This window comes from Marinobacter sp. DY40_1A1 (assembly GCF_016597815.1).
Classification (GTDB): Bacteria; Pseudomonadota; Gammaproteobacteria; order Pseudomonadales; family Oleiphilaceae; genus Marinobacter; species Marinobacter xiaoshiensis.
The window spans coordinates 251,696-264,874 of record NZ_VCHA01000004.1 but is presented as its reverse complement, the minus strand read 5'-3'; the positions used below and the strand labels follow the sequence as shown (position 1 = coordinate 264,874).

7 protein-coding genes are annotated in these 13,179 nt (G+C 54.5%); all 7 read left to right on the top strand.

Going from position 1 to position 13,179, the window contains the following annotated elements; translation table 11 throughout:
* Positions 1–11 precede the first annotated feature (11 nt).
* A complete protein-coding gene (locus FFI61_RS12070; protein ID WP_200370704.1) occupies positions 12–1,571 on the top strand; it encodes a formate dehydrogenase beta subunit in 1,560 nt (519 codons plus the stop codon).
* Between the two features lies 1 nt (position 1,572).
* Complete coding sequence (gene fdhF / locus FFI61_RS12065) at positions 1,573–4,509, top strand: formate dehydrogenase subunit alpha (protein WP_200370702.1); 2,937 nt, start codon at positions 1,573–1,575, stop codon at positions 4,507–4,509.
* Complete coding sequence (gene fdhD / locus FFI61_RS12060) at positions 4,490–5,362, top strand: formate dehydrogenase accessory sulfurtransferase FdhD (protein ID WP_200370699.1); 873 nt, start codon at positions 4,490–4,492, stop codon at positions 5,360–5,362. Before fdhF ends, fdhD begins: the two co-directional genes overlap by 20 nt.
* Entirely contained in the window at positions 5,359–5,592 is a 234-nt protein-coding gene (locus FFI61_RS12055) for a formate dehydrogenase subunit delta (protein ID WP_200370698.1), read from the top strand. Before fdhD ends, FFI61_RS12055 begins: the two co-directional genes overlap by 4 nt.
* Positions 5,593–5,595: 3 nt before the next feature.
* Positions 5,596–7,581: a diguanylate cyclase domain-containing protein gene (locus tag FFI61_RS12050; protein ID WP_200370695.1), complete on the top strand. Its 1,986-nt coding sequence runs from the start codon at positions 5,596–5,598 to the stop codon at positions 7,579–7,581.
* Positions 7,582–7,689: 108 nt separating this feature from the next.
* Positions 7,690–9,243 (top strand): PAS domain-containing methyl-accepting chemotaxis protein, encoded by a 1,554-nt coding sequence (locus FFI61_RS12045; RefSeq protein ID WP_200370687.1) that lies wholly within the window; start codon positions 7,690–7,692, stop codon positions 9,241–9,243.
* 91 nt (positions 9,244–9,334) lie between these two features.
* On the top strand, positions 9,335–13,174 hold the full coding sequence (locus tag FFI61_RS12040; protein ID WP_200370686.1) for a DUF3427 domain-containing protein: 3,840 nt from the start codon (positions 9,335–9,337) through the stop codon (positions 13,172–13,174).
* Positions 13,175–13,179: the final 5 nt, after the last annotated feature.

The following is a 13,179-nucleotide window of genomic DNA, read 5'->3' as shown; positions in this document are numbered from 1 at the left end:
GAGCAAAACTCATGACAATAACAGTGTATGTGCCCTGCGACACCACAGCTCTTTCTCTGGGTGCTGACAGAGTGGCACAAGAGCTGCTGAATGCGGCGGCCACACTCAATCTGGATATCCACTTGGTGCGTAATGGCTCGCGCGGTTTGTTCTGGCTGGAGCCCTTGGTCGAAGTGCAAACGCCCTATGGCCGAATGGCCTATGGCCCTGTGGAACCTGGCCAGGTGGACGAACTGGTGGCCGCTGGCTTATTTGAGGGGCACCCGGACCACCCCTTGTATCTGGGGGATATCACGCAACATCCATACTTGCAGCAACAGCAGCGCCTTACCTTTGCCCGAATCGGCATTACCGACCCCGTCTGTATTGAAGACTACATTGCCCACGGTGGCTTTGCAGGGCTGAAAAAAGCCGCAGCGCTTACGCCCCAGGGCATTGTTGATGAGGTAAAAACCTCTGGCCTGCGCGGCCGGGGCGGGGCTGCCTTCCCCGCAGGCATCAAATGGCAAACCGTGCTGGACGAACCACATGGGCAGCAAAAGTACGTGGTGTGCAACGCCGATGAAGGCGATTCCGGCACCTTTGCTGATCGCCTGGTAATGGAGTGTGACCCCTACATGCTGATTGAAGGCATGGTGATTGCCGGCCTGGCGGTGGGCGCGGCTCTGGGCTTCATATACGTGCGTTCGGAATACCTGCTGTCCAAAAACATGCTGGAAGAAGCCATTCGCAGGGCAGAAGCCCAGGGCTATCTGGGTGATAACGTTTGTGGCAATGGCCGCAAATTCCGCCTTGAAGTACGCCTCGGTGCAGGTGCCTATATTTGTGGTGAAGAAACCTCATTGCTGGAAAGCCTGGAAGGCAAGCGCGGGCTGGTGCGTTCCAAGCCGCCGCTGCCCGCCATCAAGGGCCTGTTCGGGCAGCCAACAGTAGTAAACAACGTGCTCTCGCTGGCGGCGGTGCCCTACATTATGGCTCACGGCGGCAAAGCCTACGCAGATTACGGCATGGGGCGCTCACTGGGCACCCTGCCCATTCAGTTGGCGGGCAACATCAAACAGGGTGGTTTGATCGAATTGGCCTTTGGCGTGACCCTGCGCAAAATTCTGGAAGAGTTCGGTGGCGGCTCGTTTAGCGGTAGGCCTATGAAAGCTGTGCAGGTGGGCGGCCCGCTCATGGCCTACATGCCGGAAAGCCAATGGGACACTCCCATGGATTATGAGGCCTTCGCCGCACTCGGTGCCGGTATTGGCCACGGCGGCGTGGTGGTGTTTGATGACACCGTGGATATGGGCGAACAAGCCCGCTTTGCCATGGAGTTCTGCGCTGTTGAATCCTGCGGCAAATGCACACCCTGCCGGATAGGTTCGGTGCGCGGCGTGGAAGTGATTGATCGCATCCGTGCGGGTGAGAACCAGAGCAGCAATCTGGAATTGCTGGAAGACCTGTGTGAAACCATGGTGGACGGCTCCCTCTGCGCCATGGGCGGCATGACCCCCTTCCCGGTTCAAAGCGTTATGAACTATTTCCCCGAAGACCTGATGGCCAGTCCGCGCCCGGTGGAGGCTTGATATGATGCATTACTACGATCCCGGCACCCAAAGCTACGAGCCTGGCAAGGACGGCCTGAATCCGGATTTTGATTCTTTTTCCAGGGATCTGGGCACACCGCCCAGTCTCTCAGAAGAATTGGTATCCATATCGGTGGATGGTCGTGATATCACGGTTCCTGAAGGCACCTCGGTATTACGCGCAGCGGCATTGGCCGGCATCAACATCCCCAAACTGTGCGCTTCCGACAATCTGGAAGCCTTTGGCTCCTGCCGCCTGTGCGCGGTAGAGATTGAAGGCCGCCGCGGTTACCCGGCCTCCTGCACTACGCCTGTGGCGGAAGGCATGTCTGTAACCACCCAGACCGGAAAATTGGCAAAGTTGCGCCGCAACATCATGGAGTTGTATATCTCCGATCACCCGTTGGACTGCCTCACATGCCCGGCCAACGGCAATTGCGAACTGCAGGATGTGGCTGGCGTAGTGGGCCTGCGGGAAGTGCGTTACGGGTTTGACGGCAAGAACCATCTGGATGCCGAAACCGACAGCTCCAACCCCTATTTCAGCTTCGACCCCAGCAAGTGCATTGTCTGTTCCCGCTGCGTGCGAGCCTGCGACGAGGTGCAAGGCACCTTTGCGCTGACCATAGAAGGCCGCGGCTTCGATTCCAAAGTGGTGGCCAGCCAGAACGACCCGTTCATGGATTCCGAGTGTGTGTCTTGTGGAGCCTGTGTGCAGGCTTGCCCCACGTCCACACTGATGGAAAAAAGCGTGATCGACGCCGGCCAGCCCGAGCACAGCATAGTCACCACCTGCGCATACTGCGGTGTTGGCTGCTCGTTCAAGGCTGAGATGAAAGGCGATCAGGTTGTGCGCATGGTTCCTTACAAAGGCGGCGAAGCCAACCATGGCCATTCCTGTGTGAAAGGCCGGTTTGCCTTTGGCTATGCCACCCACGAGGATCGCATCAGGGAACCGATGATTCGCGATTCCATCAACGACCCCTGGAAAGTCGTGTCCTGGGACGAAGCCCTGGCATTCGCAGCGAAAAAACTCAAAGACACTCAGGCCCAATACGGCCGTGAAAGCATTGGCGGTATTACCTCTTCGCGCTGCACCAACGAAGAAACCTATCTGGTGCAAAAACTGGTGCGGGCAGCCTTTGGCAACAACAACACCGACACCTGTGCGCGGGTATGCCACTCCCCTACGGGTTATGGCCTCAAAACCACCTTGGGCGAATCCGCCGGCACCCAAACCTTTGATTCGGTAATGAAGGCCGACACCATCATGGTGATTGGCGCCAACCCAACTGATGCCCACCCGGTATTTGGCTCACTGATGCGCAAGCGTTTGCGCCAGGGTGCCAAGTTGATCGTAATCGATCCGCGCCGCATTGATTTGGTCCACACGCCCAATGCCGAGGAAGGCCTGCACCTGCCGCTGCGCCCCGGCACCAACGTGGCCATAGTGAATGCCCTGGCCCACGTGATTGTGACCGAAGGCCTGGAAGATCAGGAATTCATCAACAGCCGCTGCGACACAGAGGCCCACAACACCTGGCGTACCTTTATTGCGGAAGAACGTAACTCCCCCGAAGCCATGGAAGCGGTTACCGGCGTACCTGCAAGTAAAGTACGGGAAGCCGCACGCCTTTATGCCAAGGCGGGCAACGGCGCCATCTATTACGGCCTGGGCGTAACTGAACACAGCCAGGGCTCCACCATGGTGATGGGCATTGCCAACCTGGCGCTGGCCACGGGCAACATTGGCAAAGAGGGTGGTGGCGTGAACCCGTTGCGCGGGCAAAATAACGTGCAGGGTTCCTGCGATATGGGCTCCTTCCCCCATGAGTTGCCGGGCTACCAGCATGTGAACGATCAAGCCGTGCGTGAGCGCTTCGAAGCTGTATGGGGTGTGCCCATCGATAACGAACCGGGGCTGCGGATTCCGAATATGTTTGACGCAGCCATCGCTGGCAGCTTCAAGGCTCTTTACGTGCAGGGCGAGGATATTGCCCAGTCAGATCCCAACACCCAGCATGTAGAAGCGGCGCTGAAAGCATTGGACTGCCTGATTGTGCAAGACATCTTCCTGAACGAAACCGCCAAGTTCGCCCATGTGTTGCTGCCGGGTTCCACCTTCCTTGAAAAGAACGGCACCTTCACCAACGCGGAGCGCCGCATCAACCGCGTGCGCAAAGTGATGGAGCCCGTTGCGGGAATGGAAGATTGGGAAGTAACCATGGCGTTGTCTAACGCTCTGGGCTACCCCATGCACTATAACCATCCATCTGAAATCATGGATGAAATTGCATCGCTAACCCCCACGTTTACCGGCGTGAATTACGACAAGCTGGAGCAACTGGGCAGCATTCAGTGGCCCTGCAACGATGAGTACCCGGATGGCGCGCCTACCATGCACACGGTGGATTTCCCTATCGGCAAGGGCCGGTTTGCAGTAACCGAGTACCTGGCTACCGAAGAACGCGCAAGCCGCCGCTTCCCGCTGCTGCTGACCACAGGGCGAATCCTGTCCCAGTACAACGTCGGCGCCCAAACCCGCCGCACCAGTAACAGCGACTGGCATGAAGAAGACGTGCTGGAACTGCACCCAAGCGATGCAGAACTGCGCGGCGTAAAAGACGGTGACTGGCTGGGCATCAGCAGCCGCGTTGGCCATACAGTGCTGCGAGCAAAAGTGAGTACCCGAATGTTGCCAGGCGTGGTTTACACCACCTTCCATCACCCCAGCAGCGGTGCCAACGTGGTCACCACCGACAATTCCGATTGGGCCACCAACTGCCCGGAATACAAGGTAACTGCCGTTCAGGTAGAAAAAGTGTCCCAACCATCGGATTGGCAGCGTAACTTTGTAGACTTCGACAAGCGCCAGCAGTCCTTGCTGAAGCCGGCCATGGAAAGCGAGGGAGACAGCTATGCAAACGCTCTCAAATAACCAGGGGCAGGTCGCCATGGCTGATACACCCGCAATTATTTTGCCGCCTATGAGTGAGGCCAGGGTGAGTGTACGCGGTGGTATTGAAGGTGCCCGATCAAGAGACCTGATTGCCGAAGAGGTTCCGGTCGCCATGGTCTACAACGGCGTGTCCCATGCCGTGATGATGGCTTCTCCCTGCGATCTAGAAGATTTTGCGCTGGGTTTCAGCCTGAGCGAAGGCATTCTGCAGCGGCCGGATCAACTCTTCAGCATCGAGATAAAACCGGGCGAAGACGGTATAGAAGTAGACATGCACATTGCCGGCGACTGCTATGCCCGCCTGCGCGAGCAGCGTCGCAACATGGCCGGCCGAACCGGCTGCGGGCTCTGCGGTACGGAATCACTGGCCCATGTGGTGCGAACCCTGGAGCAAGTCGCGCCGCAGCCACTCCCAGGCGACAAGGCTGTGCAGGATGCGCTGAGCCATTTGAAGAAGCACCAGCCGTTACAACTGCAAACCGGGGCAACCCACGGCGCTGCCTGGTGCGATTCAGATGGCAGGATTCTGCTGGCTCGGGAAGATGTAGGCCGGCATAACGCACTGGATAAACTGATTGGTGCCCGGCTACGGGAGCATGGCGATCAAGCCTTCACAGAAGGCTTTGCCCTGATCTCCAGCCGGGCCAGCTTTGAAATGGTACAAAAAAGCGCCAGCGTGGGCATAGGCAGCCTGGTGGCAGTGTCTGCCCCTACTGCACTGGCCATTCGCGAGGCCGAAAAAAGCGGTATGAACCTTATCGGATTTGCCCGCCCGGGCCGCCACGTAATCTATACCTGTGGAGCGGCAACGGCTGAGGAGAAAACGTTGTGAGCGACCAGCAGCTGAACAACCTGATTAAAATGCTCGACCAGATAATTGCTAACAACCTGCATTACGGTGATGATGACAAGGTGACAGATGTAGCCGCCGATCACCTGCATAAGTTCTGGGCCCGGAGTATGAAACAGCTGATAATTGCTCACGCAGACCAAAGCCCGGAAGAGCTGTCTGGATTGGCGCGATCGACAGTTATAAAGTTGAAAACACACATCAACCGGTAGCACATGTCTGGAATTGGTAAGCAGGAACAAGGGTATGTTAAGTCAGCTTTGATCACTGGCTTGCTTTGTGTTGCGGCATTTACGGCCATTGTATACGGCGTGCTCAGGTATCAGGCGGGTGAACAGCTTGCAGATATCAAGATAGCTGAGCAAGCCAAGGTAAGATTGACCTCAGGGCTGCTTACACAAATTTTTGATTACGCCGCAAATGACCTGCGAGTGATATCGAAAATGCCGGCGACCGAAGCGTTCAATCGATCCCGCACTGAAGTTGAGAAAGACGGGCTAAAACAGGTTTTTCGAGTCCTACTTGAGCAAAAAGCTATCTACAGCCAAATCCGGTTTCTTGATGGCGAGGGCGCTGAGTTGGTGCGGCTGGACTATCTGTTCGGGCGCAGCCTGGTTACCCCTGAGGATCAACTGCAGTCTAAAAGCACCCGCTATTATTTTGCCAATACCATGTCGATGTCCGAAGGCGACGTGTACGTCTCTCCCCTGGACCTGAATGTTGAAAACGGCAAGGTCGATGCCCCGTACCTTCCTATGGTTCGGTTTGGCGTGCCGGTTTTCGATGACAGTGGTCAAAAACAAGGTGCTGTTATTCTCAACATGTTGTGGCAGTCGCTTCTGGACACGTTCAAGCAGAGCATGGGCGAAACCTACCCCGCGTATTTGCTCAATAGTGACGGCGGTGTGCTTTCCGCCCCGGATAAAAACAACGAGTGGGGATTCATGTTTGGCCTGCCTTCCGCGTTCAAGCGCGAGCACCCGCAAGCATGGCAACTGATGCTGCAAAGCGGCAGTGGCAATGTTGAAACACCTGACGGCCTGTTCGTGTTTGAAACCGTTAGGCCACTTGAGGGGTTAGGCTCGACGGCAGACAGTGAGGATTACTTCTGGAAGGCCGTGTCTTTTTTACCGCACAGTACACTGCCAACGACGGCAATCTTTGTAAACCCATGGGTTGTAGGCCTTTACCTGGCCGGCGTTGTGCTGTTGTTGGTGGCAGTGTTCTACTTTCAGTTTTCCCGGCACAAACGCCGCGAGCTAAGACGGGAAAATACACAGCAGGCCCGGCGCTTCTGGAAAATCTCCAGCGTGCTAGGCGATGGCTTGATCGTTATGGACAGCGAGGGTGTTGTTACCTATATCAATCCGGAGGCTGAGCGCATCTTGGGTTGGAGTTCTGAGGAAATCGTCGCCAGGCAAGGGCACGATGTATTCCACGTGCATGAGGGAGATGAATCCAGCTGTTCCATCCTCAACGTAATGAATACCCGCGAGCTATATCGCAGTAAAGACGAGGAGTTTCGTCGAAAAGATAATGCCACCATACCGGTCATACTGAATGCTGCTCCGCTAACCAGCGATACCGGCGAAGAGGGTGTGGTGATTTCGTTTCAGGATTTTTCCGAGATAAAAGAGTATCAGGAAAAAATCCACACACTTGCCTATCAGGACATTCTGACAGGCCTCCCCAACCGGCGGGCTCTGGACGACCGGCTGAGCCTGGCTATCGCACTTTCAAGACGCCATTCCCGTTATCTCGGGCTGATGTTCCTCGATCTTGACCACTTTAAAGAAGTGAACGACACCCTTGGCCATGATGCCGGCGATAGCCTGTTAAAAGAAATTGCAACAAGGCTACAACACTGCGTTCGAGAAACAGATACGGTAGCGCGCATGGGTGGGGATGAATTCATCATCCTGCTACCAGAGGTATCTGCCCCGGAGAATGCCATAACAGTCGCTGAAAAGATCATCAAGGCAGTTGCAGAGCCCGTTTACATGCCTGAAGGGGTGGCGCGGGTGGGTGTGAGTATTGGAATCGTGGTTGCTCGCGGCGCGGGCGTTACCAATGAGGGGCTCATGCAAAGTGCCGATGCCGCTATGTATGAGGCGAAGCGCGCGGGTAAGAACCGGTTCTTTATCAGCGAGCACCCCCTGCTAGATGATGAGAATGATAGCGGCAACCATGGAGACTATTGAACCGACGCTCATTTTTTAAGTTTATATATGCAAACTGCAAAGATTGTACACATCGACGATCCTGTACCACATTAGAGTAATAGTGTTGGCTACGCTGAGGCGATCGTTGTGAAAAAAAACCTGCCAGTCACAGATGTTGAGTACACCTTTCCAGAGTCGCAAAAGCTGATTTCATCCACAGACCTGAAAGGAAAAATACGCCACTGCAACCAGTCGTTTGTAGAGGTTAGCGGGTTCTCCCGGGAAGAGCTGATTGGCAAACCGCATAATATAGTGCGCCATCCCGACATGCCTCCAGAAGCCTATAAAAACCTGTGGTCCCACCTGCAGGCTGGCACACCCTGGATGGGAATGGTCAAAAACCGTCGCAAAGACGGCGACTACTACTGGGTTAGCGCTTACATAACACCCATCACCAAAGCTGGCGCGGTTGTGGGGTACGAATCGGTTCGCTCCTGCCCGTCCAGAGAAGATATTCAGCGTGCTGAAAAACAGTACGCCAGAATTCGCCAAGGCAGCGTCCATACACCTTTCTTCAAAAGATTTGCGCCACAAACCTTGTTTATGGCTGCCGTGGTGGTTGTGGCTGCGCTCACCTTTTTCTCCGGTCAGTCTCTGGCAGCCCAGGCTATTCTGTTGATTGGAGCGATCACCTACGCTCTCTGGCTGCACAGCTCACGGCGCCAGTTAATAAGCTCCGTAATGCAGCTTCTTGATAAAAGCTTTACCGACGACCTCGCCGCACGCAGCTTTACCGACGACGAATTGGAAACCGGGCGCATGAAGGTTGCCGTAATGGCGCAGAAAGCCCATCTGGATGCCGTGCTTTCTCGCCTGGAAGACTCCGCAGGAGAAGTGAAAACCGGCGCGGTTCAAGGGCTTGAAGTCACTTACGAATCCCACGAAGCCCTGAGAAAACAGCAGTCAGAAATCAGCAACGTGGCGGCCTCTGTGCATGAAGTATCCCAGACCATTACCGAGGTGTCTGCCAATGTTCAGAGCACGGCCCAGAAAGCAGAAGAATCCCGTGAGCTGGCGGATAGTGGGGCAAGTGTAATAGGAACAACCCGTGAAGGAATTGAAGGCCTGCAAGCGGCAGTGCACAGCATCAGCGAGTCGGTTGGTGAACTGGCTACAGAAACCCAGAGAATCGCCAGCGTTGCCAAGATTATTGAAGAGATTGCCGAACAGACCAACCTCCTGGCACTGAACGCAGCCATTGAAGCAGCCCGGGCCGGCGAGCACGGGCGCGGCTTTGCCGTGGTAGCTGATGAAGTGCGGGGCCTTGCCAGACGAACGCAAGATTCCACCCGGGAAATACACGGAATAATTGAAGCCCTGCTCTCCCGAACCTCCGCTTCTGTGCGCGCATCCGATGAGGGTAAAAAATCGGCCGATAGCGGGCTTGCCCACATGCTGGAAGCGGAAACCACATTGGGGCAGATCGCCAAATCGGTTAGCACCATTGCTGAAATGTCGATACAGATGGCCGCAGCCGTAGAGCAGCAAGCCCAAGTATTTGATGAGATAAATGAGCAGGTTGAGCACATATCCAGCCTGGGCTCCGATAGCCTGCAAAAAGGGGAGCTGGCAATAGAGCGGGTTCAGCGGCTGGAACATATAGCCGGAGAACTTCACGAGCTTGTTGTGCGATTCAAATAGACGGGCAGGCCATAAGTTGCCTTAACGGTTTGTATTTATAAAACAGTCGCTTATATTGTGCTCTGTCGATAATAAAAGAGCATTGCCCGGCATGAGCCAATCGGTTGCCTACTACAACGCGCACGCGCAGCAATTTATAGACGAAACGCTGCATGTGGATATGTCCGCGCTGTACGACGCTTTTTTGCCACATCTCCCTGAAAATGCCCATATTCTGGACGCAGGTTGCGGCTCAGGACGGGACTCCCGCGAGTTTCTGGCCCGTGGCTACCGCGTTACGGCGTTTGATGCCTCCGAAAAACTGGCTGCCCTGGCAACCAAAGCCATAAGCCACCCGGTTTCTGTTCGCACGTTCAGCCAGGTTACTGAACATCAGGCCTACGATGGCATCTGGGCCTGCGCCAGCTTGCTCCACCTCCCCCGGCAGCAGATACCCCAAGCACTTTCCCAACTATGGCAAGCCATTAAGCCCGGCGGTGTTCTGTACCTGAGCTTCAAACGTGGTGAACACCAGCGCGAACACAACGGCAGGCACTTTACCGATGCGACAGAGGCTCAGCTTGAAAGCTGGGCAAGTGCTCTACCGGGGCTTGAGAAGATAGCCACCTGGCAGACAGCAGATCGCAGACCGGGGCGGGATGAGTATTGGGTGAATGGGGTTTTTCATAAGCAGGCCGCAACGCCCGACAAGCTGATTACGGGCGGTAAGCACCAGCATTTCCTTCCGCACCTTTGTGCCAGCATCAATAAAGCCAGTGAGATTGATATGGCGGTGGCCTTCGTAAAATCCACCGGATTGAAATTGCTGCTCCCCGATTTACTGAATGCCCTTGGCCGAGACGAACTGCCCGCGCGAGTTCGGGTTCTAACCAGTGATTATATGGACATCACCGACCCGGAAGCATTGCGCAGTTTAATGCTACTGCAAGAGAGGGGCGCGCAAGTTCGGGTCTATGAAAGTGCAGGCTCAAGCTTTCATCTTAAAGCCTATATTTTCACCTATGTTGGTAATGAAACGGCGCGGCAGGGAACGGCGTTTATTGGCTCTAGCAATATCAGCCGCCAAGCGCTTCAGGATGGTTTGGAGTGGAACTACAGAGTGGACTATCCCAGCGATAACGGCTTTTTTGAAGCGCTGAGCCGTTTTGAGGAGCTATTTCGCCACCGCAACACCCTACCTTTGTCAGATGGTTGGATTGATGAGTACGAAGCTCGAAGAGTTCTCCCTCCTCGCCCTATGGAAGCTGGCAGCCACGAAGTTGAAGATCCACCAGAGCCAACGCCGGTACAAACTGCCGCGTTAGAGGCCCTGCGCGAAACACGATCTGAAGGATATAGCCGAGGTTTGGTGGTGTTGGCGACAGGCTTGGGTAAAACCTGGCTGTCTGCGTTTGATGCGGCTCAAATGGGCGCAAGGCGGGTTCTGTTTGTTGCGCACAGGGAAGAAATCCTACATCAGGCAGCCGAAACATTTATCCGCATTCGTCCCAAAAGCCGTGTGGGCTTTTATATGGGTAAACAGCGGGATATGGCTGTGGATATGCTCTGTGCCTCGATACAAACTCTGGGAAAAGAGGCCCACTTAGAGCGCTTTGCACCCCAGCACTTTGATTACATTGTGGTGGACGAATTTCACCATGCCGCGGCACCAACCTATCACCGCTTGCTGAGCTATTTTGCCCCCACGTTCATGTTGGGTTTGACCGCCACACCAGATCGGACTGACCGCTCGGATATTCTTTCTCTGTGCGACGACAATCTGGTTTATGCCCACAACTTGTTTGAAGGCATCCGCAGTAAGCTGTTGGCACCCTTTCATTACTACGGAATTTTCGATGACAGCGTTGATTACGCCGAAATCCCATGGCGTAACGGTAAGTTTGACCCCAATCAACTGGCTCACAAACTCGCCACTTTGGGCCGTGCCCGTCATGCTGAGCGTGTGTGGCAAAAGCACCGGCAACAACGCACTTTGGCGTTCTGTGTCTCGATCAATCATGCAGACTTCATGGCAGAGCAATTTCAAAAAAGAGGCATTGCTGCCGCTGCTGTTCATGGCCGGTCTGAGCTGTCCCGAGGGGAGGCTTTAGAGCAGCTAAGGTCTGGTGAGTTGGCAATACTGTTTTCGGTAGATCTGTTTAATGAAGGCGTGGATTTACCGACCATTGATACCGTGATGTTGCTGCGACCAACGGAATCGAAAATTCTATTCTTGCAGCAGCTTGGCCGGGGCCTCCGTAAAGCAGAAGGCAAAGACAAGCTGGTGGTTTTAGACTTTATTGGTAACCACCAAGGCTTTTTACATAAGCCTCAGGCGCTGATGGGCGCGGACATGAACCATCGACAGTTGGCGCAGTATGCTCGCAAGGCAGAAACTCAAAAACTGGATTTACCAGATGGCTGCTTCATCAATTACGACCTGCAACTGATCGATTTTTTGAAGTCTTTGGATGGGGAGGGCACCGAGAAAGACTATCGCTTGCTGCGGGATACTCTGGGTCGACGCCCCACTCTCACCGAGTTCTATCGTTTTGGTGCCAGTCTCACCCAATTGCGCAAACAGTTCGGCCACTGGTTTGCGCTAGTGGCGCACATGGAGGACTTGGACGAGACGGAATCTAAGCTTGTAGAGCAGCAAACGGCGTTTCTTACTGAGCTCGAAAAAACGGCCATGACCAAGTCGTTCAAAATGGTTCTCCTTGAGGCATTTCAAGAGCTGGATGGCTGGCGCAGTCCACCGGAATTGGCTGCATTAGCCAGCCAGTCTTTGAAAGTTTTACAGCGTAGGCGCTCTTTGTTGGGGGAACTGCCGGGAGAGATGCGGGAGAACCCTGAACCAAAGGCTTGGCAGGCTTATTGGCGAAGGAATCCAGTGAGGGCATGGATCGGTGAAAACACCAAGACAGCTGGATTCTTCAAGATTACTGAGGGGCACTTTACTAACGCTATTACGCTTGAGAGTGACCAGATAGATACCTTCACCGCATTGGTTCAGGAGTTGGTGGATTATCGGCTAGCCAGCTACGAGGCACGGAGCAACATAGAGCCCGTTGATCAGAATGTATCTGCTTTCCCGGGCAATGATGCCCCAGGTACCGAGCTGCCATTTTTCCCTACATTGAAAATCGCCTGCGGACACTTCCGAAGCAGTTCCGCTGAAGCCGAAGAGTACCGTCATCTTGGCGAAGGTTATGGACGACTGAACCCCAGCCGGCACTTTATCGCGCAAGCATCGGGTGACTCGATGAATGGCGGCAAAAATCCAATTCACAGCGGCGATTATTTGCTGCTGGAACAAATCAATCCAGACCAAGCGGGCAGCATCACTGGCAAGACGTTAGCCATTGAGCGCATGGATGAAGCCGGTGACACGCAATACCTGCTTCGTGTGGTCGAGAAAACCAGCCAAGGCCAATATGTTCTAAAAGCTAAGAATCCAAGCTATGACGATATTTTGGTAACGCCTGAGCTAAGTGAGCAGTTTCGGACATTTGCTCGGCTTGAAGCGGTGATTGATCCGCTAGAGTTGGCCGTGGGGCAAAGCTTTATGCGGGAAGATATTCCGGCGCTATTTGGAGCTGAGTTCAACCCGGGCAATTGGCAGAGCGGGCATGTGTTCTTGGCCGATGCTAACGCCCATGTACTGTTAGTGACTTTGAATAAACAAGGTAAAGAAGAGAACCATCGCTACGTGGATCATTGGATTGATGAAAAATTGTTCCATTGGCAAAGCCAAAGGAGCACAACACCTGAGAGTAAGCGTGGCAGGGAATTAATCAACCATGCAGAGTTAGGGCTGACGATCCATCTTTTCGTGCGTGGAAACAAGCTCCTAAACAAAAAGGCAGCTCCGTTTACCTACTACGGAACAATGGACTACCAAAGCCACGAAGGCAGCAGCCCTATGAGTGTTATTTTGAAGAGGGCGTAAAGGCC

What these genes read in the sequence shown, in the direction of transcription:
- FFI61_RS12040 (WP_200370686.1), top strand. Translation starts at nt 9,335, where the DNA reads ATGAGCCAATCGGTTGCCTACTACAACGCGCACGCGCAGCAATTTATA.
- FFI61_RS12050 (WP_200370695.1), top strand. Translation starts at nt 5,596, where the DNA reads ATGTCTGGAATTGGTAAGCAGGAACAAGGGTATGTTAAGTCAGCTTTG.
- fdhF (WP_200370702.1), top strand. Translation starts at nt 1,573, where the DNA reads ATGATGCATTACTACGATCCCGGCACCCAAAGCTACGAGCCTGGCAAG.
- fdhD (WP_200370699.1), top strand. Translation starts at nt 4,490, where the DNA reads ATGCAAACGCTCTCAAATAACCAGGGGCAGGTCGCCATGGCTGATACA.
- FFI61_RS12070 (WP_200370704.1), top strand. Translation starts at nt 12, where the DNA reads ATGACAATAACAGTGTATGTGCCCTGCGACACCACAGCTCTTTCTCTG.